Annotated in this window: 27 protein-coding genes; 16 read left to right on the top strand and 11 right to left on the bottom strand. The window is 65.1% G+C overall.

Annotation, left to right across the window (positions count from 1 at the left end):
• Window positions 1-22 precede the first annotated feature (22 nt).
• The 4 genes from AQZ49_RS07605 (at window position 23) to AQZ49_RS07590 (ending at window position 3506) form a co-directional block, all read left to right on the top strand.
• Window positions 23-1300 carry a sugar transferase gene (locus AQZ49_RS07605; RefSeq protein ID WP_067614603.1) on the top strand — a complete coding sequence of 426 codons (1278 nt, stop codon included), beginning with the start codon at window positions 23-25 and terminating at the stop codon, window positions 1298-1300.
• A 125-nt stretch (window positions 1301-1425) separates the two neighbouring features.
• Window positions 1426-1719: a PqqD family protein gene (locus AQZ49_RS07600; protein ID WP_082701636.1), complete on the top strand. Its 294-nt coding sequence runs from the start codon at window positions 1426-1428 to the stop codon at window positions 1717-1719.
• A gap of 3 nt (window positions 1720-1722) precedes the next feature.
• A complete protein-coding gene (locus AQZ49_RS07595; RefSeq protein WP_067614599.1) occupies window positions 1723-2667 on the top strand; it encodes a hypothetical protein in 945 nt (314 codons plus the stop codon).
• Window positions 2667-3506, top strand: coding sequence for a sulfotransferase domain-containing protein (locus AQZ49_RS07590; protein WP_067614597.1), 840 nt, complete (start codon window positions 2667-2669; stop codon window positions 3504-3506). The genes AQZ49_RS07595 and AQZ49_RS07590 overlap by 1 nt, the downstream gene beginning before the upstream one ends.
• Here the strand turns inward: AQZ49_RS07590 and AQZ49_RS07585 are convergent, their stop codons facing one another.
• The 3 genes from AQZ49_RS07585 to AQZ49_RS07575 form a co-directional block, all read right to left on the bottom strand.
• A complete protein-coding gene (locus tag AQZ49_RS07585; protein ID WP_067614595.1) occupies window positions 3507-5435 on the bottom strand; it encodes an asparagine synthase-related protein in 1929 nt (642 codons plus the stop codon).
• A 30-nt stretch (window positions 5436-5465) separates the two neighbouring features.
• On the bottom strand, window positions 5466-5657 hold the full coding sequence (locus AQZ49_RS07580; protein WP_067614593.1) for a hypothetical protein: 192 nt from the start codon (window positions 5655-5657) through the stop codon (window positions 5466-5468).
• A 136-nt stretch (window positions 5658-5793) separates the two neighbouring features.
• Complete coding sequence (locus tag AQZ49_RS07575) at window positions 5794-6561, bottom strand: hypothetical protein (RefSeq protein ID WP_067614591.1); 768 nt, start codon at window positions 6559-6561, stop codon at window positions 5794-5796.
• Between the two features lie 373 nt (window positions 6562-6934).
• On the opposite strand from AQZ49_RS07575, the gene AQZ49_RS07570 reads away from it, so the two are divergent.
• The 4 genes from AQZ49_RS07570 (at window position 6935) to AQZ49_RS07555 (ending at window position 9280) form a co-directional block, all read left to right on the top strand.
• Window positions 6935-7471, top strand: coding sequence for a phage tail protein (locus AQZ49_RS07570; protein ID WP_067614929.1), 537 nt, complete (start codon window positions 6935-6937; stop codon window positions 7469-7471).
• Between the two features lie 103 nt (window positions 7472-7574).
• Window positions 7575-8111, top strand: coding sequence for a phage tail protein (locus AQZ49_RS07565; RefSeq protein WP_067614589.1), 537 nt, complete (start codon window positions 7575-7577; stop codon window positions 8109-8111).
• Window positions 8112-8125: 14 nt separating this feature from the next.
• Window positions 8126-8668, top strand: a complete 543-nt coding sequence (locus tag AQZ49_RS07560; RefSeq protein ID WP_067614587.1) for a phage tail protein — start codon at window positions 8126-8128, stop codon at window positions 8666-8668.
• A gap of 72 nt (window positions 8669-8740) precedes the next feature.
• Window positions 8741-9280, top strand: a complete 540-nt coding sequence (locus tag AQZ49_RS07555; RefSeq protein WP_067614585.1) for a GNAT family N-acetyltransferase — start codon at window positions 8741-8743, stop codon at window positions 9278-9280.
• On the opposite strand, the gene AQZ49_RS07550 is transcribed toward AQZ49_RS07555, so the two are convergent.
• Window positions 9271-9570 carry a DUF6916 family protein gene (locus AQZ49_RS07550; protein WP_067614583.1) on the bottom strand — a complete coding sequence of 100 codons (300 nt, stop codon included), beginning with the start codon at window positions 9568-9570 and terminating at the stop codon, window positions 9271-9273. The two genes, AQZ49_RS07555 and AQZ49_RS07550, sit on opposite strands and share 10 nt — an antisense overlap.
• Before the next feature lie 77 nt (window positions 9571-9647).
• Between AQZ49_RS07550 and AQZ49_RS07545 the strand changes: the two genes are divergently transcribed.
• From AQZ49_RS07545 to AQZ49_RS07525, 5 genes are read left to right on the top strand one after another with little or no spacing between them, the layout of a single operon-like run.
• Entirely contained in the window at window positions 9648-10418 is a 771-nt protein-coding gene (locus AQZ49_RS07545) for a 2OG-Fe(II) oxygenase (RefSeq protein ID WP_067614581.1), read from the top strand.
• Window positions 10415-11074, top strand: a complete 660-nt coding sequence (locus AQZ49_RS07540) for a hypothetical protein (RefSeq protein WP_156428200.1) — start codon at window positions 10415-10417, stop codon at window positions 11072-11074. Before AQZ49_RS07545 ends, AQZ49_RS07540 begins: the two co-directional genes overlap by 4 nt.
• Before the next feature lie 54 nt (window positions 11075-11128).
• Window positions 11129-11626, top strand: coding sequence for a lasso peptide biosynthesis B2 protein (locus tag AQZ49_RS07535; protein WP_067614578.1), 498 nt, complete (start codon window positions 11129-11131; stop codon window positions 11624-11626).
• Window positions 11627-11633: 7 nt separating this feature from the next.
• Window positions 11634-13400, top strand: a complete 1767-nt coding sequence (locus tag AQZ49_RS07530; protein ID WP_067614576.1) for an ATP-binding cassette domain-containing protein — start codon at window positions 11634-11636, stop codon at window positions 13398-13400.
• Window positions 13397-14557: a nucleotidyltransferase family protein gene (locus AQZ49_RS07525; protein ID WP_067614574.1), complete on the top strand. Its 1161-nt coding sequence runs from the start codon at window positions 13397-13399 to the stop codon at window positions 14555-14557. Before AQZ49_RS07530 ends, AQZ49_RS07525 begins: the two co-directional genes overlap by 4 nt.
• Before the next feature lie 101 nt (window positions 14558-14658).
• Here AQZ49_RS07525 and AQZ49_RS07520 read toward each other — a convergent pair whose 3' ends face one another.
• From AQZ49_RS07520 to AQZ49_RS07510, 3 genes are all read right to left on the bottom strand, one after another.
• A complete protein-coding gene (locus AQZ49_RS07520) occupies window positions 14659-14967 on the bottom strand; it encodes a hypothetical protein (RefSeq protein WP_156428199.1) in 309 nt (102 codons plus the stop codon).
• Between the two features lie 149 nt (window positions 14968-15116).
• Window positions 15117-15818 (bottom strand): tRNA (guanine(46)-N(7))-methyltransferase TrmB, encoded by a 702-nt coding sequence (locus AQZ49_RS07515; protein ID WP_067614570.1) that lies wholly within the window; start codon window positions 15816-15818, stop codon window positions 15117-15119.
• A 25-nt stretch (window positions 15819-15843) separates the two neighbouring features.
• Window positions 15844-16473, bottom strand: a complete 630-nt coding sequence (locus AQZ49_RS07510; RefSeq protein WP_067614568.1) for a TetR/AcrR family transcriptional regulator — start codon at window positions 16471-16473, stop codon at window positions 15844-15846.
• Window positions 16474-16560: 87 nt separating this feature from the next.
• Here AQZ49_RS07510 and AQZ49_RS07505 point away from each other — a divergent pair, with 87 nt between their 5' ends.
• From AQZ49_RS07505 to AQZ49_RS07495, 3 genes are read left to right on the top strand one after another with little or no spacing between them, the layout of a single operon-like run.
• Complete coding sequence (locus tag AQZ49_RS07505; RefSeq protein WP_082701635.1) at window positions 16561-17994, top strand: efflux transporter outer membrane subunit; 1434 nt, start codon at window positions 16561-16563, stop codon at window positions 17992-17994.
• Between the two features lie 35 nt (window positions 17995-18029).
• A complete protein-coding gene (locus AQZ49_RS07500) occupies window positions 18030-19142 on the top strand; it encodes an HlyD/EmrA/EmrK family protein (RefSeq protein WP_067614566.1) in 1113 nt (370 codons plus the stop codon).
• Between the two features lie 13 nt (window positions 19143-19155).
• Window positions 19156-20733: a DHA2 family efflux MFS transporter permease subunit gene (locus AQZ49_RS07495; protein ID WP_067614564.1), complete on the top strand. Its 1578-nt coding sequence runs from the start codon at window positions 19156-19158 to the stop codon at window positions 20731-20733.
• 437 nt (window positions 20734-21170) lie between these two features.
• Here AQZ49_RS07495 and AQZ49_RS22970 read toward each other — a convergent pair whose 3' ends face one another.
• From AQZ49_RS22970 to rpoN, 4 genes are all read right to left on the bottom strand, one after another.
• Window positions 21171-21419, bottom strand: a complete 249-nt coding sequence (locus AQZ49_RS22970; RefSeq protein WP_067614562.1) for a pentapeptide repeat-containing protein — start codon at window positions 21417-21419, stop codon at window positions 21171-21173.
• A gap of 327 nt (window positions 21420-21746) precedes the next feature.
• On the bottom strand, window positions 21747-22448 hold the full coding sequence (gene ctrA, locus AQZ49_RS07485; RefSeq protein ID WP_067614560.1) for a response regulator transcription factor CtrA: 702 nt from the start codon (window positions 22446-22448) through the stop codon (window positions 21747-21749).
• Between the two features lie 149 nt (window positions 22449-22597).
• Window positions 22598-23428 carry a tetratricopeptide repeat protein gene (locus tag AQZ49_RS07480; RefSeq protein ID WP_067614558.1) on the bottom strand — a complete coding sequence of 277 codons (831 nt, stop codon included), beginning with the start codon at window positions 23426-23428 and terminating at the stop codon, window positions 22598-22600.
• A gap of 40 nt (window positions 23429-23468) precedes the next feature.
• Entirely contained in the window at window positions 23469-24995 is a 1527-nt protein-coding gene (gene rpoN, locus AQZ49_RS07475) for an RNA polymerase factor sigma-54 (protein ID WP_067614556.1), read from the bottom strand.
• Window positions 24996-25019 lie beyond the last annotated feature (24 nt).

Here is a 25019-nt window from a genome sequence, read left to right as displayed (position 1 = left end):
GAAGGCAGCCAGCAACAGATCAATGTTTGACGACCTGCCTCTCTATCGCAACAGCCGCTTGCTGAGCCCGGTGCTTCAGTTGCTGGCTGCCGTGATGATTTGTGTGATCCTGCCGTTTGTCATCATAACCGCGACCCTGCCGCAAGGCTGGCACGACCTTCAGGCGCGCCATGCGGCCGTGGCAGCGCTGGTCGCGCTGGTGGTCGGATTCTGGCTGCACCGCAATGTCGGCCAATTGCCCGGCACGCGCGAAAGCTCGGGGATTCTTCCCGCCTATCTGATCTCGTTCGGCGCGACCCTGACGGTCATCCTGATCGCACGGATATCCTATTCGCGCGGCATCCTGATCGCCGGGTTCGGTCTGGCGCAAGTGTGGTTCTTCCTCGTCTACCTGATCACCCAACGGCGCAGGCGGCTGAGACTGGGCATTGTCGAGGGCGGCCATGTCGGCGCCTTTGTCCATATGCGCACGGTCGACAGCGTGGTGCTGGCGCTCGACACAGCGCCCGCAGGGCTCGATGCGATCACTGCGGATTTCCGGGTGGACCACAGCAGCGCCTGGCAATCGCGCCTGGCCGACTATGTGCTGGCCGGGATGCCGGTCTATCATTCCAAAGACTTGTACGAATCGCTGACCGGCCGGGCCGAACTGGAACACTTGTCGGAAAACAATCTGGGCGCGCTGGGCCCGCAGACTTCGCTGATCTTTGCCAAGACGCTGATCGATCGCGCGCTGGCGCTGCCCGCGCTCGCCCTGATGCTGCCGCTGATGGTGCTGACGGCCGTGATCGTCCGGCTCGATTCGCCCGGCCCCGCACTGTTCCGCCAGGCGCGCACCGGCTATCGCGGGCGCCAGTTCACGGTGTTCAAATTCCGCACCATGCACATCGACCAGGCACCGGCAGAGGAGGATGGATCGGTCGACCGGTTCATCACGCGGCCCAACGATGCCCGGATTACCCGTGTCGGCCACGTGCTGCGCCGCAGCCGCATTGACGAGCTTCCGCAGATCATCAATGTGCTGTTGGGCCAGATGAGCTGGATCGGGCCACGCCCCGAGGCCTGCCCGCTGTCGCAATGGTACACGCGCGAAATTCCGTTTTACCGCTATCGCCATGTCGTGCGTCCGGGTATCACCGGCTGGGCCCAGGTCAATCAGGGCCATGTCGCCGACGTGTCCGACGTACACACCAAATTGCAGTACGATTTCTATTACATCCGCAACTTCTCGGTCTGGCTGGACCTGCTGATCACCGCCAAGACGGTCAAGACAATGCTGACCGGGCGTGGTTCGCGCTGATCGGGCATGCTTGCAATTCAGACCCGGTTTGATACGCGTCGCGCGCAGCGGTCGTCAGGCCTGCGCAACGCGCGGCCTGGCCCGGCACACGGCGGGACAGGACGGCAGGAAAGGACAGCCCAGGCATGACCAAAGCACCCGCTATCACTCTTGCCACGTTCGTGCGTCCCAATCCGGCCAAGCCATCGGTGGAGATTGAGGGCGAAGTGGTGCTGATGAGCATCGATGACGGTCTCTATTTCGGATTGAACGCAGTCGGCAGCGAAGTGTGGCGGCGGCTGGGCGACGGTGTGACGGTGGCAGCGTTGTGCACCGGTCTCGCCGAGCACTATGACGGTGATCCCGCTCGGATCGAGGCCGACACACTGGCGCTGCTGGACAAACTGGCCGCGCGCGCGCTGGTCGAATTCCGGGCCTGATCCGTGCTGGCCGACCAGGGCCTGTGCGGCTGGCGCGTGCGCAGCGAGATTGTGCTGCCTGAATTGCACCCCTGGCAGGGCGATCCCGCCGCCGGGGTCGATCTGGTCATCCGCCTCGGCGCGGTGCCCGACAGGCTCGACAACCCGATCCATGTCGGGGCGCTGCTGCAGATCGGCGAAGACGGCGCCTGCCGACACGAAATCGAAGGAGTGGCGACGTTCCACCTCGACGCCGCAGCGCGGGTGATCACGGTGCACCCTGCGCTATCGGCCACAGACCCGGCAATCCGCGCATTCCTGTTCGGCACCACGTTCAGCCTGCTGTGCTATCGGCGCGGGCTGCTGCCGCTGCATGCCGCCTGCGTCAGGGTCGATGGTCAAAACGGGCCCGGCGTGATCGCGCTGGCCGGCCCTTCGGGCGTCGGCAAATCGACGCTGGCGGCCGCGTTCCGCCGCGCCGGGCACCAGGTCCTTGGCGATGACATCGCGGTGCTGCGCATCGCCGACGATGGCATCGTAACGGTCTTGCCCGGTCTGGCGCGAATCAAGCTGTGGGGCGAATCCCTGCACGGCCTGGACCTGCCAAGTGACGGGCTGGAACGAGTGACGTCAAAGCTGGAGAAATTCATCCTGCCGCTCGATGATGCCGGGTCCGACGCGCCCTTGCGCGTGCGCACGGTGGTCCACCTTGGCTGGGTCAACGATCCGCGCCACGGCGAATGGCGCACCTTGCGCGGCATGGAGGCGGTCATGCAGATGTCGGGCAATATCTATCGCCATCGCTATCTCGCCCGGATCAGCGCGCCGGGCGACAGCGTGCTCGCGCGCGCGGCACGGGCCGCCGCGGGCATCGAGCAGCATTTGCGCATCAGGCGGGTCCAGGACTTTGCCGGGCTCGACGACCTGGTCGCGCGGCTGGGCGGTCTTGATGCGCGCGCCGGTGTCTGATGGGCGGTTATTACTGGATTGCCTCGTATCCCAAATCGGGCAACACGTGGCTGCGTCTGGCGCTGTGGAGCCTTGCGCATGATGGCGCCGTGCCCGACCTTGGCGACGACCGGCTGAACCAGGTCCCGATCTGTTGCAGCCGCATGGAATTCGACAACGAACTGGCGGTCGATTCAAGCGATCTGCCGCATGAACAGATCGCCGCGCTGCGTCCCCGGTTCTACGAGGCACAGGCCGCCCGTTCCAGCGAACCGCTGTTGCGCAAGGTCCACGATGGCTGGACCCTGACCCCCGCGGGCGAGCCGCTGTTCCCCCCTCACGTGACACTCGGCACGGTCTATCTCGTGCGTGATCCGCGCGATATCGTGCCATCGCTGGCGCACCATGCCGGGATCACGATCGACGACCAGGTCGCATCGATGGAACGCCCCGCGATCATACTGGCTGGTCAGGCACAGGGCATCACCATGCAGTTGCCCCAGTGCCTGCTGAACTGGAGCGCGCATGTCGCATCGTGGCTCGATGCGCCGGGCCGACCCGCGCTGGTGCAGCGATACGAAGACCTGCTCGGCGACCCGGTCGCCGCGCTCACACGGATCGCGGCCTATCTCGACCTGCCTGCGACGGCCGCGCTGATCGACCGGGCGGTGGCATCCACCCGCTTCGATCGCCTCCAGGCCGCCGAAGCGCGGACCGGCTTTTTCGAGCGGCCACGCCACGCCTCGACATTTTTCCGTCGGGGCCGCGCCGGCGGCTGGCGCACCAGCCTGACACGCGATCAGGTGGGGCGGATCGAGGCCATGCACGGGGCGATGATGGCGCGCATGGGTTACCTGTGATCAGGCCGGGCAGCCGCGTTCGACCCAGCTCAGGAAACCTGCATAGTGCCACGCGCGATAGAGCGGCGCCCAATAGCCCCAGTGCAACCCCGCGTCGGTTTCGGGCCAGTTGCGAACCATCGTCTTCAACCGCGGCACATCGATATAGTCGCCCGCCAGTCCTCCCTCGGCAAGCGCCTCGACCCCGGCGATCACCTGCCTGCGTCGGCGACGCAGGATCGCGGGCTGGTCATGCGCCTGCAGGCCGCTGCGCCGTTCGGTCAACACCCGGGGCGGCAGCCGGTCGGCCAGCACCCGGCGCGCCAGATACCGATCTACACCGCCGCGCACATAGTGATCATCGGGCAGGGCAAAGCAGAATTCCAGCAGGCCCCGGTCGGCAAAGGGATGGCGTCGTTCCAGCCCGGCCAGCAGATCGCCCCGGTGAAAGGATTCGCCCATGCACTGGTTCAGCGCCAGCAGGGCCAACCGCCAATCGCGCACCGAACCGGATCTGGCTTCGGCAAACCAGTCGGCGCCCCGCCCCGGGGCGATCAGATCGTCAGCCATGGGCGCCAGCGGGGTGACGCTGACCGGACCGGCAGGCCACAGCGCTTCGGCCCCGCCGCGCTTGCGCCAGCGCTCCAGCACGGCGCGCAATCGTGGCGACAGCAGCGGCCCGATCCCCCACGACAGCATCAGCCGCAGCGGCGCCAGACCTTGCCCTGCCGACCATGCCCGCGCTTCGGACAGGCGGCGCAGCACCGGCATGGCACGGATGATCTCGGTGCGCGATTCGGCCCCGCCCCAGCTCAACACGACATTGCCGAGCTGGCCTTTGAGAAGCACCCGTGCGCCCATCGCCCGCACATGGTCGAACGATGACTGGTACCATAGAAAGGGCGCCATATTGGGCCGGGGGGCGCCGCTCAGCGCGAACATCGCATCGAGCTCCGTCTCGTAGCGATGCGGCCCGCCGCCTTCGACGAAATGGGCGCGGATATTGCCGTGGATCGCCGCGATCGCTTCGGCATGCGCGCGTTCGTCGGCAAAGAAATGGCGCTGATCATAGGCCGCAAGGGGCTGGTTGTCATAGACGGTGGTGACCGTATCGAGCATGCGCGATCCGATCTGTCGGGCCGCGCTGGTGGCAACTGCGGTCGAATCGAGCCCACCGGACATCTGTGCCACGATCGGGCCATCGTGCGGCAGACAGCCCGCCACCGCACGGTCAAGCAAAGTGCGCACCGCTTCTGCCGCATCGTCGGCCCGGCGAACCTGGCTGCGCCGATCCGGGTCGATGCGCCAATAACGCTGCCGCGCAATCTGCCCGCGCGCGATCGACCACAGGCTGGCCGCCGGAATCGGCGCGATGGCGCTGAAATGCGTGCGGCTGGCGGGCGCCGAGCGCAGACCGGCCAGTTCGCCGGCCATGTGCGCGGCATCGATATCGAGCGGCACGCCCGGCCAACCCAGCAACAGTGGCAGGCTTGTGGCAAAACGCAGGATCCCGCGTTCCAGGCAGGCATAGATTGGCCGCTGCCCCATGATGTCCGTCATCAACACCATCTGCCGCTGGTGCGGTTGCCACCAGACGAGGGCAAATCCACCCTCCAGCCGCGACGCCGCATCAAGGCCCCAGCGTTCGAACGCGGCAAGCGCCAGCGCCGCATCCAGGTCAGCCGGGCCCAGGCCCGTCTGCGCTGCGCGCGGCGCCCCCAATGCCGATGCCAGGTCGGCGCCATGCGCAAGGTAGCCGACAAACGCAAGCAAGCCCCGCCCCGACCGCGCCAGACCGGTTTGCACCGGGTCCGCAGCGGCCAATGGACCTGCGCTCAGCGCAAGACCGGCGTCGCTACCGGTATCGTTGCCAAACCGCCGCTCCAGCCAGATCCGATCGGATTGCGGCAATGCACCGTCATGCAGCGCCAGGCTGCCCGCAAACGCCATTCCCCATCCCTTGCCAAAGGCACGAACGGATCAGGAATGCTGGCCAAGAAATGTCGTGGTCGAATCGTGCGGCGGGTGGTCCTGAATATAGGTCTGGGTCGATGTGGCGACGCTGACGTCGATCAGTTCGGGCGTTTCCCAGACGGGGCGCGCACCGGCCACGCATCGCGAACCGGGCAATGTCGCTGTATCGGCCGGACAGGCTTCAGGTTCGGTGGTCATGACGTTCGCTCTCCGCTTGTCGCTCTACTCATAGGGCGCTGTAAATCGTCTGACAAGTCCGGCCTGACCACGCGATTTGTTGTCAAAATGGTGCAATAATACGGCGATGGCGACTGTGCCGGACTGTCCGGTCGGCTTATACCGGTGGCCCGGGATCGTAGGCGACTGTGCCGGGATGCGGATCTTGCGGGCCGACGACATCGCGATAGGTTTCGTCACCGATCTGGAAAGCGAATTTGGCCCAGTCCAGGATCGCCATGCGCATCGGCACCTCGCGCTGCGGCGGGGCGGGACGCAACCGTGCCACCAGCCAGCGTTCGACGGCTTCCTGCGCGGGATCGAACCGGTACCGGTCCGAGGGCCCACAGGCCATTTCATAGTCGGTGCAGCCGCGCTTTATCCGCATCGGCACGTCGGGCCCCAACTGCGGCGCCGCGTCGACTTGCGCGCGCAGCGCATGCCAGGCCCGTCGCGCCACCTCGAGCCCATCGCAATAGACGAACCCGCCATAGACCCCCCGCCCGGCCCAGGTCGCGATATCGAGGCCGCACTTGGTCGCCCATTGCACCGCGTCAAACAGACGCCGCACCGCCAGCAACTGGCGCAGGCTGCGCGGCTGGATCTTCACCTTGTAGCAGTTGCGGCAGTGCCAGGGCACTTGCCTGCGGCCATAGGCGAGGTTGAACACAAACCGATTCATCGACCGGCAGGGCACATCCCACGACCGACCGTTGGTCAGCCAGCGGCCGGGCGTCCCCATCCCCAGGCGCAGTTCCCAGGTGCCATCGTCATGCGCGACCAACCGACCCGCCGCCACCGCGCGGGCCAGATTTTCGCCAACCGTCGCCCCGCCCACGCGATAGGCCAGCGGATCGACCCGGTGTTGCGCTGCGCCATCCATCATGCGTGTCCTGTTGCGAACCAGGCCAGTCGTCGAAAAAACGCGCCGCCCCGGTAAAGTGTTTCCGGTGCCTGCATCCCGCCATTGGCAGGAGAATGCTTGCACACACCGCGAACAGGGCCCTAGCACGAACCACAATACGCCGAAAGAACCGAGCGGATGATTGCCACGATCGCACCTGCGGCAGATCTCATGCCGATTGTGCAGTGCACATATTTGAGCATGCAGAAATTTATCCAAATCAGTTCTTTTAAAGGTCACAAAATCGGAATAGCCCTTAGTACCGCGCTCGATCGGTTCGTTCCGAACAATCGACGTCAAGACGCGCAATCCGCCCAAAATCGGCGAATTCGCGAACGAATCGATGGAGAACCCGATGACTGATCAATTCGTGGGCGAAATCAGGATGAATGCGTTCGGATTTGCCCCCAAGGGATGGGCGCAGTGCAACGGCCAGCTTTTGACGATCCAGCAAAATACTGCCCTGTTTGCGCTCATCGGCACGTCCTATGGCGGCGACGGTATCCGTACGTTCGGCTTGCCCGACTTGCGCGGGCGCACGCCGGTGGATTCCACCATTGGCACACCGCCGCCCGGTCTTTCGCCGTATGTCAACGGGGAAAGCGGAGGCTCGGAAACGGTGACGCTGCTCAGCGGCCAGTTGCCCCCGCATACGCACCCGGTCAACGTGCTGGGGTCTGCGGGCGACAAGCCGAGCGCGCCGAACCATGTCCTGGCCGGGGTGCCCACCACGGCAACCACGGCGCTCTATGCCACGCCCAGCCCGGCGGTGCCGCTCGCATCGACCACGGTTCTGCCGATCGGTGGCAACCAGCCGCATGACAACATGCAGCCCTTCCTGACGGTGAATTTCTGCATCGCGCTGACCGGCTATTTCCCGTCACGCAACTGACTTGCGCGATCTTCGACCGTTTGCCGCACAGACCGACACAGGTGCCGGCAAGCGCCTCAACACAAGACAGACGTCTTCATCGCATTGACGAGAGGATTTATCGATGACCGAACCCTACATTGGCGAGATTCGCCTGTGGCCGTGCACCCGGATTCCGACCGGATATCACCTGTGCGACGGGTCATTGCTGGCAATCAGCAACTATCAGGCGCTGTTTGCCCTGATCGGAACGACATATGGCGGCGACGGGACGACGAATTTCGCGGTGCCCGATCTGCGCAATCGCGTGCCGGTGCACACCGGCACGGGCCCTGGCCTGACCGCCCGCCCGCTCGGATCGACCGGTGGTGAAACGCAAGTTGCGCTGACGGTGTCCTCCATCCCGCTCCACACCCACCCCTTCAATGCCACCACCGCCGGCGCCACCGCAGCCAATCCGGGGCCGAGCGTGACGCTCGCCACGGTCGGCACGGGCTATACGGCCTATGAGCCGGTCAGCGCCAATCCGACGATGACCGCGCTCAGCCCCGCATCGATCCCGGGCGGTGGCGGCCAGGGCCTGCCGCACAGCAACCTGATGCCCACGCTGTCGCTCAACTTCATCATCGCCTGGGTGGGCGTGTACCCGCCCCGCAACTGAGGAGCATTTTTGTCATGGCCGACCCTTTTCTGGGCGAGATTCGCCTGTTCGGTTTCAATTTTGCCCCGTACCAGTGGGCTTTCTGCAGTGGCCAGTCACTGTCGATCAGCCAGTACAGCGCGCTCTATTCGCTGCTCGGCACGCTCTATGGCGGCAACGGAACGTCCAATTTCAATCTGCCGCTGCTGACATCGCGTGCGCCGATCGGTGCAGACAGTGCCAGTGCGGTCGGGGTGCCCAGCGGCAGCGAATCCGTCGCCCTGACCACCAGCAATGTGCCGACGCATGGCCATACCTTGCAGGCCGGCATTGCCTCGACCAGCAACCCCAGCACGCAGGGGCCGGGCGCTGCCTCAACCTCGGTGACCGACGGCCTGGTCTCGGTCAGCGGCTCTTCGGTCAAGGCCTTTTCCGATGCCGCGCCCAACACCACGCTCAGCCCGCTGACCATCGGCACGCAAGCAGGCGGCGGCAACGTACCCCACGAAAATCGCCAGCCGTACCTGGCGGTGAATTTCTGCATCGCGCTCTATGGCACGTACCCGACGTTCAATTGAGCGGGGCGCAAGTTGGACCAACATCGGGCCCGGACACTTTGTCCGGGCCCGCACCCGTCGCAAAGGGGCGCCATGACGCAACCATTTGTTCCCGATGCAGCGTTGCGCGCGCTGGGCCTGACATTTCGCCCCGAAACCGATGACGACATCGGCTTTCTGCGCGATTTGTACGTTTCGATGCGCTGGGATGAACTGGCGCCGCTGACCGAATGGTCCGAAGCGGCCAAGACGGATTTTCTGACGCAACAGTTCACGCTGCAGCGGCGGCATTACCGGTCTGCCTATCACGATGCGGCATTTCTGGTGATTGCCGATGGCGCGGGCGATCGCATCGGGCGAATCTACCTGTACCATGGCGGATCGGACATCCGCGTGGTCGATGTGGGGCTGTTGCCCGACCGACGCGGGCGCGGCATCGGTGCGGCGCTGTTCCAGGCGCTGTTCACGATGGCACAGGCCAGCAACCGCTCGGTCAGCGTGCATGTCGAGAAATTCAACCCGGCGCAGCGGCTGTACGAACGGTTGGGATTTCGCGATGTCAGCGAAGACGGGCCCTATCGCCTGATGGAATGGCGCCCGACCATAAGCGCGGACCCGCTGGTTCAGTTATAGATCGCCTGATAGACATAGGCGCCGTCGGGTCGCTCAGCGACAGGCACGATAAACATCGGCGTGTCCCAGCCAGATACGTGGCGCAGGAGGTAATTGCCCTGGGGACACAAGACGCCATGCGTGCCAACGAAGATCAGTCCGAAAGGTTCGCGAAAACCTTCGGTTACGCGCTGTGCAGGAAAGCGCTCGATCTTTTCAAGAACCACCGACAGCGACTGACCCTGTTCGTCGATCAGGTCGAAGCTCGACTGCAATTTGTCGGAGAAATCTTCATGGCTGATAGTTTTCATGGCGTCCTTCGTCCGATATTCAACCGCATCAACTTTGGCACAACCGCGTCGCCTGCGCCAGCGGATTTGGCACGGGCATGATCGCCTCGCTGCTGTCGCGGGTGTCGAGCGCGGATATCGTCACCGAACCGTTCCCGCACGTTTGCATCCCCGATGCGCTCCCCGCCGATCTCTACGCGCAACTGGCGGCGCACTATCCCGGCTTTGACCGGATCGGCTGGGCAGGTGACCGTGCCCCGGCCAGCAACCACCGTTTTCAATTGTCGGCCTGGCCCGCCGGCAACATGCCCGACATGGCGCCGGTCTGGCGCAATTTTCTGGCCTATCACGCATCCTCGGCGTTCTTTGCGCAAGTCGTCGCCTTGTTCGCCGATCACTGGCCCGCCGCGCTGATCGAGCGCTGCGGGGGATCGTTGCTGGGGCACCCGATGGGGTTGATCCTGCGCGACCGGCCCAGCACCGGCATGATCGTGCAGGACGCACGGTTCGAGATCAACACCCCGGTCACCGGCCCCGCATCGGTGTCGCGCGGGTGCCATCTCGATATCCCCGAGCGCCTGTTCACGGGCCTGTTCTATATGCGCGCGAATGATGACACATCGCGCGGCGGCGATCTGCAACTGTTCCGCTGGCGCGATGCGCCTACCGACATCACCGCATTCGAACAGCCCGACCATGCAGTCGAAGCGGTGCTGACAATACCCTACCGCGCCAATCAGCTCGTGCTGTTTCCCCAGTCGATCAACGCCCTCCACGGGGTCAGCATGCGCCATCCCACCGCGCACACACGCCGCTATGTCTTCGTCACAGCGGAACTGGACAGACCGTGGCTGGCGGCGGCCGCATGAAACTGCTCGTCCATGGCATGCAGTCGAGCGGGGCGACCGCATTCACGCTGTTTCTCGCGCAGCGTCCCGATGTGCTCGCGCTGGTCGACATTCCCAACAATTTTGCCGCGCCGCGCGTCGATCCTCCGCTGGACATGGTGGTCAAAGCCGTAATCACCACAGCCTATCCCATCGATGTCCATGTCGAACGGTTTCGTCCCGACCGCACAATCCTGTTGGTGCGCGACCCGCGCGCCAATTACCGCAGTTTGTCCACCAAGCCCTATCGCAACCATTCGGGCCTGATCGACGAAAAGTTTGCCGTGCTGGAACAAGTCTATGCCGACCGGCACCGGTTCGACGCGGTGATCGCCTATGAAGATTTCGTGGTGGGCGATCGGGCGGTGCTCGATACCGTGACCGCGCTGGGCTGGCCGGTGAGCGCCGAACATTTGCGCTTTGATCGCCGACATGACGCCATTCTGGGCGACCTGTGGCACCATCTGCCCGACCTCTGGGGCAGGATGGACATCGTGTTCGGCAATGTGCAGGGCCCTTGCGTGTCTTCGGCGTTCCGCAAGGCCCAGCCCGACCCGGTGATCGACGCACGCCTCGCCACACTGTGCCCCACGTTGCTGGCGCACTATCGCCTGCGCGATGCCGCGTCGGGGTCATGACTACCCAGCCGCAATGCCACTTGGGCTGGTCATGATGACAGGCTAGACAGACATATGCCCGTTGCAGACCCGATCAACCGCCATCCGGGCGTGCCCGCGCCGACCACGAGCCGTCGCGCGCCGGCGATGCGCGGTTCGCTGGTCGAGGGCGCGATCTTTGTCACGGCGCTGCTGCTGCTGGTGCTGGCGGCCATGCTGGTGCGCGTGATCCCGATCCGCCATCTGCTGGCCCGGCTCGGCACACCGCTTGGCCCGGTCGCGTGCAGCCCGCTGGTCACCCGCCGACAGATCTATCGGGCGCGCCTGATCAGGCGCGCGATCAGCCGGGCTGCAGCCCTGTCGCCCTTTCGCGCAGACTGTCTGCCGCAGGCCCTGGTCGGTGCGGTGTTGTGCCGCCGCCTCGGCGTTTCCTGTGCCGTGCATCTGGGCGTCACGGCAGCGCCGATCGCGGCACATGCGTGGCTCTGCGCCGGGCCGGTGGCGATTACCGGGGGCGAGGGCTGCAACGATTTCACGCCAATCGCCTGTTTCCTGATGATCGCACAGGGCTGATCGGGTGATGGCGGCAACGCCCGGCGCCGACACGGCATCATGGCGCGCCCTGCGCGAACCGGCGCGAGCCTATTGCACGTCGATGGCCGCGATGGGCGCGCGGCGGATTGCGGGCCTGATCGCACTGGTGTTGTGCGGCGCGACGGTCGAGGGGGTGGGTATTGTCCTGCTCGTGCCGCTGTTGCTGCTGGTGTTCGGCAATGGCGTGCCCGCAGGTCGCCTGGGCGCGCTGACCCGCCATTTGGTGGCTGCAGTCGGCCCGGGTTCGGCCCTGTCGGTGCTGGTGCTGGCATTCGCGGGCCTGGTCGTGCTGCGCGCAGTGATCCTGTGGCGGCGCGATCGCGGGCTGATCGCTTTCAGCACCGATCTTGTCGACCGGTGGCGCGGCGACCTCGTCACCGTGCTGGCGGGGGCGAGCTGGACGCGGTTGCGCGCGCTCGATCGCGGCAAAGTGGAATTTGCCATAACCAGCGATGTGGGGCGGCTGGCCCAGGGGGGCGACCGGCTGCTGCGTGGCGGCATGGCGCTGGTCCAGTTGATCGTACTGGGGGCCTTTGCGCTGTCGCTTGCCCCTGCCCTGACACTTGCGGTGCTGGCACTGATGGCTCTCGCGCTGCCGTTCGCACGACGGTTGCTGCACGCGGCGTGGCGGCAGGGTGCGGTCATGACGATCCGGGGCGGACGCCGCCACAACGCCTTTGCCGAATTCATGGCCGGCCTGAAACTGGCCAAGGCGCACGAGGCGCAGGACCGCTACGCCGAGGAATTCATCGCGCTGAGCGCCGAGATCCGCCACAGTGGGCTGGCCTATGCCGACATGCAGATGCGCAACGCGCAGGCCTATCAGGCGATCACCGCACTGGCCGCCGCGCTGTTGCTGCTGGCGGGAATCGGCTGGCTGCACATGGCACCAGCGGTGCTGTCGGCGCTGCTGGTGCTGCTGGCGCGCCTGCCTGGCCCGGCAGTCAATCTGGCGCAAGGCGCGCAGAGCCTCGTCCAGATGCTGCCCGCCGTGGCGGAGTTGATCGCGCTGCGCCAGCTCCTGATCGAGGTGCAACCCGTGCCGGACGCCCCTGGCGCTGTACCATCGCCCTCCAACCTGCCCGCCGCGCTGCAACTGAGCGCGGTGCGCTATCGCCACGGGCCGCACCAAGCCGACGTGCTGCGCGGGATCGATCTGACCATCGGCAGCGGCGAGATGATCGCGCTGCTGGGCCCGTCTGGCGGCGGCAAGACCACGCTGGGCGATATCCTGATCGGGCTGATTGCGCCCGATCAGGGCATGATCACGGTCGACGGCGTGCCGATCGCGGATGCCGACGCCCGCGCCCGATGGCGCCGACAGATCGGCTATGTTCCGCAGGACCCATTCCTGTTCGACCGCTCCTTGCGCGAGAATCTGTTGTGGGCCGCACCACAGGCGGACGAGGCCGCGTTGTGGGACGCGCTGGATCAGGCAGAGGCCGCCGCGTTTGTCCGCGCGCTGCCCGACGGGTTGGAAACCCGCGCCGGTGATCGCGGATCGCGGCTGTCGGGCGGCGAGCGCCAGCGCCTGTGCCTTGCGCGCGCGCTGCTGCGCCGCCCCCGCCTGCTGGTCCTGGACGAGGCCACCAACGCGCTGGATCGAGTCGTCGAACAGCGGATGTTGCAAACGCTGGTACGCCTGCGCAGCCGCACCACGCTCATCCTGATCACGCACCGCCTGCCTGTCGACCTGCCCGTGGACGCGGCCTATCGCCTTTCTGACGGGCACATGACAGAGCATCGGGCATGAGCGACGATCGGCTTGCCCTGCTCGATCTGCTGTGGCCCCTGCCCGATGGGGTGGGACCAGACGTGGCAGCCCTGTCGCCATCGACATGGCACGTGATCGACCACTGCGCCCGCCAGCACCGGCTGCGCCCGCTGCTGCATGCCCGCGCAAAACAATGCGAAGACTGGTCGGCGCCCGCAGACATCACGCGCAAATGGCAGGCAGTGCACCGCCGATCGGCGTTACGCGCGCTGGCGCAGCGTGCCGAGCTGCAGCGCATTGGCGGCCTGTTTGCGCAGGCAGGCCTTCACGCAACCCTGCTCAAGGGCGGCGCGATTGTCGGGACCGGGACGATCGATCCGGCGCTGCGCCCGTTGCGCGACCTCGATCTGCTGCTCGCCGAAGACGACCTTGGCCCGGCGCATCGCCTGCTGCTGGCAGCCGGTTATACCGGAGTCCAGGCCGACTTTGATCGTGAAGCGAAACACTTGCCCTTGCTGACCTCGCCCGCCGGTGTCCACGTCGAACTGCACGGCCGGCTGATCGACACGCCGCAAACCGGGCGCGCCCAGGCAGAGGCACGCTGGCGGCGGGCGGCGATGGCACGGTCGCGCGCGCTGACCACGAGCCCTGTCGCACCGACCAGTCCGACCGATACGCTGCTCCATATCGTGCTCCATGGCGTGCTCGATCACCGGTTCAACAATGGCCCTTTGCTGTTGGTCGATATCGCCTGCCTGACCACCCGCACGGCAATCGACTGGGACTTGTTCTGGACCGAGGCGGACGCGCTCGATGCGCGCAGGGCCTGCCGTCTGGCGCTGCATCTCGCGGCACGGCGCGGGCTTGGTGGCGCGATCGTCTGGCCGCACGCCCCCGAATCTCCACCGTCGGCGCGGGTCTTGCGTCAGGCAGAAACGATGATGCTGATCGATCTGGACCGGATCAGCGAACTGGGCTGGGCCGGACAGATCGCAAGCTCGGCGCGGGGCAACCGGCTTGCGCGGTTCATGGCCATGCTGGGACGAGGGTTCAGGCGATCGCTGCCGGACGGTCCCGCACGTGCGGCGTCGCGGTGGGCCGTGATCGGCCGAATCGCTGCGACCTATCGCCACGCGTCGTCGTGGCGCCATCTGACCGACAGTCTGAGCGTTTCGCGCTGGCTGGCAGGGCCCTAGAGCCCAATACAGTCAATTGGCAGCGCAGCGGATTTTGAGGGCCTTTGTCTTCGCATCGTTTGTTGCAAAAACCGGTGCCCACATCTTTGCACGATGCCCGATCAGGGGCTCGCAGGGTTCTTCGAGGAAAGCCCGGTGACCAGCCCGGCCAGTGCCGCGACCCCCAACGCGCCCAACACCCAGGTGGTGGTGCCACCGCCGGACGAAACGCGCCCGGCGCCCTTTTCCTCGCCAACCTTGTCCTTGCACGGTGCCCCCGCATCGTCGAGATGCGTTTTCGGGTCGCACCTGCCGTGCTGATCGGGTGCCGCGGTCAGCGCCGGATTGGTCTGGTCAGGCGCCGCGATCACCGGCGAGGCCGTGATCATGCCGCCAATTGCAGCAAGTGCCAACAAGGTCCGAACAGCCATCGCGATTTCCTTCCGGTGCCCGGCCCCGGCAAGGCGGGCAAGCATCAGGAAAATGCCATACCAGAACCGCCAAGGCAAGCAAAGTCCACCCGCAGATCAATTCGATCAATCGACCGCAATCCGGGCGCGACGCCTTGAATAGAGTCCGATCAAACGCGACGATAACGGAAGTACCAGATTTCGTGCCCTTGCGCACGCGCCTTGGCGGCATAGCGGGTTTCGGGCCAGCCGCCGGGCCGTTGCTGGAAATCGGCGGGGCGCTGTGCCAGCCATTCAAAGCGATCGGCATGCCGGCGCATCACCATCAGCGCATGGCGCAGATAGACCGGGTGATCGGTGCCGAAACGGAATTCGCCGCCGGGGCGAAGCTTGGCCGCGAACAGCGCCAGTGGTCCGTCGTTCATCATCCGCCGCTTGATATGGCGGGCCTTTGGCCAGGGATCGGGGTGCAGCAGATAGAGAAAGCTCAACGTGCCGTCGGGAATGCGCCGCAACACTTCGAGCGCATCGCCATGGTGGATCCGCACATTGCGAATCGGCACCCCCGCCCCCTCATCACCATCGAGATGGGTCAGCGCCTGTGCCACGCCGTTGAGGAACGGTTCGGCCCCGATAAAGCCATGGTCGGGCAACAGATCGGCACGAAACGCCATATGTTCGCCGCCGCCAAAGCCCACTTCGAAATGGAGCGGGCAATCGCGTCCGAACAGCCGCTCGGCGGTCACCGGCCCGGTATCGGGCACCGCGATCTGCGGCAACAGGGTGTCGACCAGCGCTTGCTGGTAAACACGCAAGGGCTTGCCCTTTGAGCGGCCATAGAGCCGGTTGAGCGTGGTCGGATCGCGGTTCATCGCGCCGCGCGATGGCAAACCGGCGCTATCTAGGCAAGAGCCCGCGCACGAAAATCCGCGCCGCATGCGCCGCGTGGCGCTCGATTTCGGCCTGGTCGGGCGCGGGCAACACCCCGGCGGTAAACCGCAAGTGCCGATCGCCGCGTATCATGCCGAGAAATTGCCCCGCCGTCAGATGCAGATCGTCGCAGACAATCCGCCCGCTGTTGGCAAACCGTTCGAGCGTCGCGTGCAGTTCTTCCAGCACATTGTTCGGACCGGCACGGAAAAAGGCCGCGGCGAGTTCGGGAAAGCGCCCGCCCTCGCTCTGGATCAAGCGATGCACGTCGAGCGCGCCGGCTTCATAGATCTTTTCCAGAAAGCGCGCACCAAATCCCGCCAACAGCGATTCGAGGTCTTCGTCGTCGCTGCTGCGCATATCGCGCAAGGGCGCCAGCACGCGTTGGCAGCGTTGCTGCATGACCGCCTCAAACAACAGCTCCTTGGAGGGGAAATATTTGTAAAGCGTGGCTTTTGACCCGCCCAGCCGCGCGGCGATGGTCGACATCGAGGTGGCGCCATAGCCTTCATCGGCAAACGCCTCGGCGGCCACCGCGATGATGTGATCGCGCCGTTCTTCGGGATTGGATCGGGCAAGTCTGCACTTAGTGACCATTGTGTACACTTAGCGCTTGACAGCGCCGGGTCAAGCATGGGAATACCGTTAGTGACCGATCAGTACAGTCTGTTACGCGGAGCCAAGATGCCCCCCCACATATCCCGCCGCCGGACCGCGAAGATCGCGTCGCCGTTGCTTGCCTCGTTGTTGCTGGGGGCGTGCGCGGTGCCGCCGCCGATGGCTGCCACCCCCGCGTTGCGTCCAGCCGAAAGCGTTGCAGCAAACAGCCTGAACGGCCCGGATGACGCCGCCTGGCCAGATGAAAGCTGGTGGCGCGACTATGGCGATGCGCAACTGTCGGCGCTGATCGAAGAGGCGATCAAGGGATCGCCCGGCCTCGCCGAAGCTCAAGCCCGCCTGCGCACCGCCGAAGGCTATGCGCGCAGCGCCAATGCCGCACTGTTGCCCACTGCATCGTTGTCGGGCGCGGCAGGCGCGATCAAGGAAAGCTATAACCAGGGCATTCCACCCGAATTTGTGCCGCACGGCTGGAACAGCAACGGTTCGGCGCAAGGCAATCTGGCGTTTGATCTCGATCTGTTCGGGCGCAACCACGCCACGCTGGCCGCTGCAACCTCGGAACGCACCGCCGCCGCGATCGAGGCGCGTGCCGCACGACTGGCCTTGGCCACCTCGGTGGCCGGCGCCTATGCCGAACTGGGCCGCCAGGCGGCGTTGCGCGATGTTGCCGCCGCGTCGGTCAAAGTGCGCGAGGAGACCGCCGCGCTGGTGACCAGCCGCGTGATCAACGGGCTCGACACCCGCGCCGAACAGCGCCAGGCCGAGGCCGACGTGCCCGTCGCGCGCGCCAATCTGGCTGCCGCCGAACAGGCAGTGGACCTGACCCGCAACCGGCTGGCCGCGCTGTTGGGCGCCGGGCCAGATCGGGGCGCGGCGATCACGCCGCCCGCACCGGGCCAGTTCCGCATGACGGCGCTGCCGCCCCGGCTGGCGCTCGATCTGGTCGGCCGCCGCGCCGACATCGCGGCGGCGCGTGCGCGGGCCCAGGCGGCGTCCGCGCGGGTGCGTGCGGCACGCGCCGCGTTCTTTCCGGATGTCAATCTGATGGCCTTCGTCGGCGCCCAGTCGCTGGGGCTGGCCAATCTGACCGCGACCGGATCCGAAGCGGGGCAGTCGCAGGCGGCAATCAACCTGCCGCTGTTTTCGGGCGGCGCGCTGACCGGCAATTATCGCGCCGCGCGCGGCAGCTATGACGAGGCCGTGGCGCAATACGACGACACGCTCGTCCAGGCCGTGCGCGAAGTGGCCGATGCCGCCGCCGGGCAACGCGCGCTGGCGATCGAACTGGCCTCGGCGCGCGAGGCCGTGGCCCGGTCCGAAGAAGCATGGAATCTGGCCAAGCGGCGCTATGCCGGGGGCCTGTCCCAATATCTGGCCGTGCTGTCGGCCGAAGATGCCCTGCTGCGCAACCGCCAGTTGCTGGCCGATTGCGAAGGCCGCGTGCTGGCGGTGCGGGTCGATCTGATCCGCGCGCTTGGCGGCGGCTTCAAAGCCTGATCCATCCCCCTATTTCTCCCAGGATTCGACACCCCATGGCTGATACCGACGCCCCACAGACCAACAACCGCAAGCGCGCCTTCATGCTGTTCGGCGCCGTGCTGGCCGTGATCGCGGTTGGCTGGCTGGGCTATCAATGGATCGAGGGCGAACGCTACGTCGAAACCGACGATGCCTATGTCAACGCCGAGGTCGCGCAAGTGACCCCCTTGACCGGAGGCCCGGTTGCCCAGGTGCGCGTCAGCAACACGCAGATGGTGCATCGCGGCGACGTGCTGGTGGTGATCGACCCGACCGACGCCCGGCTGGCGCTGGCCGAAGCGCAGGCCAATTTTGCCAGCGCGGTGCGGCGCGTGCGCCAGACGATGGCGACGCGCGGTGCGCTGGGTGCGGTGGTGGGCGAACGCCGGGCCGATATCAGCCGCATGCAGGCCCAGGTGTCGATTGCCGAGGCCGATCTGGCCCGCGCGCGGATCGATCTGTCGCGGCGCGAGGCGCTGGCCGCCGATGGCGGTGTGTCGGGCGAGGAACTGACCAGTGCCCGCAACGCCTTTGCCGCCGCGCAGGGCAATCTGGCCGCCGCGCGTGCCAGCCTGACCCAGGCGCAGGCCGCGCGCGGCTCTGCCAACGGGCAGGAAGCGGCGACCGATGCGCTGGTGGCGGGCACCACGGTCGAAACCAATCCCGACGTGCTGGCCGCCAAGGCCCGGCTCGATCAGGCGCGGATCGATCTCGACCGCACGATCGTGCGCGCACCGGTCGACGGTGTGATCACCCAGCGCAATGTCCAACTGGGCCAGCGGGTCAGTGCGGGCACCACGTTGATGACCATCGTTCCGGTCGCCGACGCCTATGTCGATGCCAATTACAAGGAAAGCCAGTTGCGCCATGTGCGCCCGGGCCAGTCGGCCGAACTGACCGCCGACATCTATGGCGGCAAAGTGGTCTATCACGGCAAAGTCGTGGGCTTTTCGGGCGGCACCGGTTCGGCGCTGGCGGTGATCCCGGCGCAGAACGCCACCGGCAACTGGATCAAGGTGGTCCAGCGCCTGCCGGTGCGGATCGCGCTCGACAGGCGTGAACTGGCGGCGCACCCGTTGCGCATCGGCCTGTCGGTCGATGCCACCATCGATACGCACGGCAACTGAAAGGTCCCATCCCATGGCCGGTGGTCCAGCCCCCGCATTTGCCCCCCCGACTGCCCCGCCACTGACGGGTCTGGCGATGGCGATGGGCGCCTTTGCGCTCGCGCTGTCGAACTTTGTGGTGGTGCTCGATATCACCATCGCCAACGTGTCGGTGCCGCATATTTCGGGCAGTCTGGCGGTTTCGCCCAGCCAGGGCACCTGGGTGATCACGTCCTACGCGGTGGCAGAGGCGATCTGCGTGCCGCTGACCGGATGGCTGGCGGCGCGGTTCGGCGCGGTGCGCGTGTTTATCCTGGCGCTGATGGGGTTCGGACTGTTTTCGGTGCTGTGCGGGCTGTCGCGCAGTCTGGAGGCGCTGATCGCGTTTCGCGTGATGCAGGGCCTGTGCGGCGCGCCGATGATGCCGATGTCGCAAACGCTGCTGCTGCGGGTGTTTCCCCCGCAGCGCGCCGCCGCCGCAATGGGGCTATGGGCGATGACCACGGTCTGTGCGCCGATCGCCGGACCGATTCTGGGCGGGCTGATTTCGGACAATCTGTCCTGGCACTGGATCTTTTTCATCAACGTGCCGATCGTGATCCTGTGCGCGACCGCCGCCAGCCGCCTGCTGACGCGATACGAAACACCCACCGTCAAACGCCCGATCGATTATGTCGGGCTGGCGCTGCTGGTGGTGTGGGTCGGCGCGTTGCAGATCATGCTCGACAAGGGGCGCGAGGAGGACTGGTTTTCCAGCACGATGATCTGCACGCTGGCGATCGTCGCGGTGATTGGCTTTGTCGCGTTCCTGATCTGGGAACTGACCGAGCGCAACCCGATCGTCGATCTGTCGGTGTTCCGCCATCGCGGCTTTACCGTGGCGTTGATCACACAGTGCCTGGCCTATGGCGCGTTCTTTTCGATCGTCGTGCTCACCCCATTGTTTTTGCAGACCAACCTTGATTACACCGCCACGGTTGCGGGGCAGGCGATGGGCTTTATGGGCGTGCTGGCGGTGGTGATGTCGCCGATCGTGGCGCAAATGACCAACAAGGTCGATGTGCGCGGGCTGATCTCGTTCGGGGTGATGTGGCTGGCCATCATGGCGGTGTTGCGCAGCGACTGGGTGACCGACATGGGCTTTTTCGACATCGCCCTGCCGCAATTCCTGCAAGGGTTCGGCATGCCGTTCTATTTCGTCGGCACCACCACGCTGGCGCTGGGTTCGGTGCTGCCGCAGGAAACCGCATCGGCGGCAGGCCTGTCGAATTTTGCGCGCACGCTGTCGGGCGCCTTTGCCACGTCGCTGTCGACCACGATGTGGGACCACGAAACCAAGTATTCGCACGCTGAACTGGTCAGCCGGTTCCACCCGCCCGCCGACATGCTGCAACAGGGCCTGTTCGGGCGCGTGATGCTCGACAACATGGTCCAGACAGAGGCGGTGACGCTGGCCACCAACACGGTGTTCCTGGGCTGCGCGGGCATTTTCATCTTTGCCGCCTGCTTCGTCTGGCTGGCCCCCAAGCCAAAGCCCCGCGTCGCGCCCGGAGCGCCCGCCAAGGCGAAAGACGCCAGCGATATCGATCTGGAACTGGCCGCCGCGCACTGACCGGCGCGGCACCTCCGGCGTCGGACCCCCCTATCCTGGGGGCTACGGGATTCACACAAGCGCGTCTTTCTTAATTTAAGTCAATAATATCAGCAAGATCCGTTCATCCTGAGCCTGTCGAAGGATGCGCGCGGCACGTGCCCAAAGGGTGTGTTGCTGGCGCGCAGAGCGAACGTCGGCGCGCATCCTTCGACAGGCTCAGGATGAGCGGAGTTCTACTAATATCAATATATTAAATCATGTTCCGCACCGATCAACTCCATCGCGCACCGTTCTTGCAAGCAGATGCCGATTGGACTTGTACGTCGGGCAAATCGAGTGCCGAACCAAGATGTGTGAATGCCGTAGCCCCTGAGGGGCGGCTATACGCAAAAAAGCATTTATATTGTTTGCAAACGCGCGCCGCGCCGATGGCCGCATGCGCCCAATTGGCGTCATTAGGCTACCGCTGGAGCGCCTACGGTATTCTGAAACTCGCAGTCGATAAACTTGGCATCTGCAAAATCGCAATCGCCGTCGAGATTATCTTTTCCGAAATTGCAATCCACAAAACTGCATTCGATGAATTTCGATCCTGCAAAGATGATGCCTCGAAACGCGGTGCCTACAAACCGGGTCGAAACAAAAAGACCCGCCGCCACAGTTGACCAATACAGATCACAATTTCGCAATTCGCAAAAGACCATTACAGTTCCAAAATCACCTCCTTCGAATTCCAATTCTCTAAATGTGCAGTTCTTGAAATAATAATCACTCATGTTTCGTGTGATGCGGTTCATGCATGTGAAATCGTCGTCACATATGAGCGTGCTTCCAAACATCGTTTTCGTCTCGCCCCGTGAAGATCAACCCGACATAGGAGTCAGATTGTTAATGGCTGCTTTCCACCACATCCAGTCATTCCCGTAGTCTGTTTTCAAGCGATGCCATCGCCAAAAAAAGACCCGCCGAAAGGCGGGTCATTCCAGGGAGCGATGGGCCGGGACAGCATGCCGTCCCGGCGTAAGGATGGATCAGGCGGCTTCGATCGCCGTCTGGTCTTCGGGATCGCGCAGCACATAGCCACGGCCCCAGACCGTTTCGATATAGTTGTCGCCACCGCAGGCATGCGCCAGTTTCTTGCGCAGTTTGCAGATGAACACGTCGATGATCTTCAGTTCGGGCTCGTCCATCCCGCCATAGAGATGGTTGAGGAACATTTCCTTGGTCAGCGTCGTGCCCTTGCGCAGCGACAGCAGTTCCAGCATCGCATATTCCTTGCCGGTCAGGTGCACGCGGGCACCATCGACCTCGACCGTCTTGGCATCGAGGTTGACCGACAGCTTGCCGGTGCGGATGACCGATTGCGAATGGCCCTTTGACCGGCGCACCACGGCGTGGATGCGGGCAATCAGTTCTTCGCGATGAAACGGCTTGGTCACATAGTCGTCGGCGCCAAAGCCGAAAGACCGCACTTTGCTGTCCATTTCGGAAATGCCCGACAGGATCAGAACCGGCGTCTGAACTTTGGCGACGCGCAATTTCTTCAACACGTCATACCCGTGCATGTCGGGCAAATTGAGGTCGAGAAGAATAATATCGTAATCGTACAGCTTGCCGAGATCGAGGCCTTCTTCCCCGAGATCGGTTGAATAGACATTGAATCCCTCGGCAGAGAGCATCAGCTCAATCGCCTTGGCAGTGGTCGGCTCGTCCTCGATCAGCAGAACCCGCATCGATCAATCCCTTCTTGCCATTACCCCCGAATGGCCTCGATCCCCCGTCAAAGGGCCGCGCCGTTCATTAACCATATGACAAATGAACATGAAAGGTTAATTTATCGTCAATGCGAAACCCGCAAAATCGTAAATGCTGCCACGCGGGATCATTCTCCTTTTGGCGCGCCGCTGCGAACGGGGCGCGGAACGCCCTCCACCGCGCGCATCAGGTCGCCGGCTGGCCCCGGCAAAGTGGCCGGGGTCTTGCCGCCGCTGGCAGACTTGGTTGATGCTGCCTTGCTGCCTGGTGGCACGAATTGCACTTCGGCAAGGCGTTTCTCAACCTTGATATGGTGGCGCGCGCCCACGGCGCGGATCACCGCGCGGATGTCCCCGGCATAAGGCGCATCGGGCGGCGTGTCGGCCAGCAGCGCAAGCCAACCGTTGATCGCACGGCGGTGCTGCCCGGCCAGATCCCAGCCGAACGCGCGATAATAGCGCGCACGGGCATCGTGGGGATCGAGCTTGAGCGCTTCGTCAAACGCCGCGCGCGCTTCCCAAGGCATGCGCAACTGGCCCTTGTGGGCCTGCAACACCGCCTCGCCCAGGAATGACAGCGTGCGCGCATTGGTCGGATCGATATCGGCGGCATGGCGCAGCGCATCGGCGCTTTGCGCGAACTGCCCGCGTTGAAAATAAGACCAGCCCAGGTTGCGCCAGGCATCGGCATCGCCGGGCTCTGCCTGCACCGCCTTTTCCAGCCGGGTAACCACATCCTCGACAGTCGGCGCGGGTGTTTCGCGCGGCGCCGGGACCGAGGCCATGACCACCGGCATCCCCGCCTTGTCGCGCTGGTTGTGATAGATTTCCAGCCCCGTCGCGATGATCGCGACCACCACCACCAGCCCGATGCCGACCCGCGCCAGCACCGCGCCCGCGCTCACGCCAGCACGCGCACCTGGGGCGGCGGTATCCGTGGCAGGATCAGCCTCGTTCATGCAAAGTCCCTGAATATCGCATGCTGCGCCATGTGCCGCATTACCGTGTGCCCGCCAATGCCTTTTGCCGCCGCCGCTGGACCGAGCTGCCCAGCCCGATGGCTTCGCGATACTTGGCAACCGTGCGCCGCGCCAGATCAAAGCCCCGGTCACGCAGCAGATCGACCAGCGTATCGTCCGACAGCACCGCCTTGGGATCTTCGGCGTCGATCAGTTGCCGGATCGAGGCCTTGACCGCCTCGGCCGACACCGCGCCTTCGCCATCCGAGGATGCCACCCCCGAGGTGAAGAAATACTTGAGCTCGTAGGTTCCGCGCGCGCAATGGAGATATTTGTTCGAGGTCACCCGGCTGATCGTCGATTCGTGCAGCCCGACCACCTCGGCCACGGCACGCAGTGTCAGGGGGCGCAAGTGCGACACGCCCTGGCGGAAAAACCCGTCCTGCTGGCGCACCACTTCGGCGGCGACTTTCAGGATCGTCTTTTGCCGCTGGTCGAGCGCTTTCAACAGCCAGTTGGCATCGGCCAGCCGCTCGCCCAGCCAGGCGCGCGCGTCCTTGCTGACACAGGCGCCGCGCATTTCCACGTAATAGGACCGGTTGACGATCAGGCGCGGCAGGGTCGCCTGGTTGATCGCGATGTCCCAGCCCGACGAGCCATCCTCCTGCACCGCTTCGCGCACCAGAATGTCGGGCACCACCGCTTCACCCGCGCCGCTGCCATAGCGCAAGCCCGGTTTGGGATCATAGCCGCGCAATTCCGCCAGCATGTCGCGAAAGTCTTCGTCATCGACGCCGCACATCCGGCGCAGCCGCGCCAGTTCGCCGCGCGCCAGCAAATCGAGATTGTCGAGCAGCCGCGCCATGCACGGATCATAGCGATCGGCTTCGCGCGCCTGCAGCGCCAGGCACTCGCCCAGCGTCCGCGCGCCCACCCCGGTCGGATCGAGCGCCTGCACCAGCGCCAGCGCGGCCTCGACCGTGGCGATCGGCACGCCCAGCATCGCTGCCGCCTCTGCCAGCGGCTGCACCAGATAGCCCGCCTCGTCGAGCTGATCGATCAGCCAGCGCGCCACGAACAGCGCCTGCGCATCGCGCGTGGTCGCCCCGATCTGCGCGTGCAGATGCTCGGCCAGACTGGCTGCGGCGGCGCCGTGATCGTCGATCCCCGGCCCTTCGCCATCGCCGCCCGCGCCGCCTGCGCTCCAGTCCCCGCTGTCGGTCGGGGCAAGCCGTTCACCATCGCCGGTGTCGCGATCGCGATCGAGCGTGGCAGGATCAATATCGAGCGGCCGGTCATCGGCGGCGCGGCCTTCGCCGACCAGTTGGTCGACCGGTGAACTTTCCAGATGGGTGCGACGCAGATCGGGCTCGCCCGGCTCTGTTGGCGGTGTCGCCGCATCACCGGTTTCGGCGATATCGAGCAGCGGATTGGCATCGAGCGCCTCGCCGATGAAGGCCTCGACTTCGAGGTTAGACAGCGTCAGCAGCTTGATCGCCTGCTGCAACTGCGGCGTCATCACCAGCGACTGGCTCTGGCGAAGATCCAGTCTGGGCCCCAGCGCCATTGTCTCAGTCCCCCCGGACCGGCA

The sequence above is a fragment of the Novosphingobium sp. FSW06-99 genome (assembly GCF_001519065.1).
Classification (GTDB): domain Bacteria; phylum Pseudomonadota; class Alphaproteobacteria; order Sphingomonadales; family Sphingomonadaceae; genus Novosphingobium.
The sequence above is the reverse complement of the archived record's forward strand: the minus strand, read 5'-3'. Positions and strand labels throughout refer to the sequence as shown.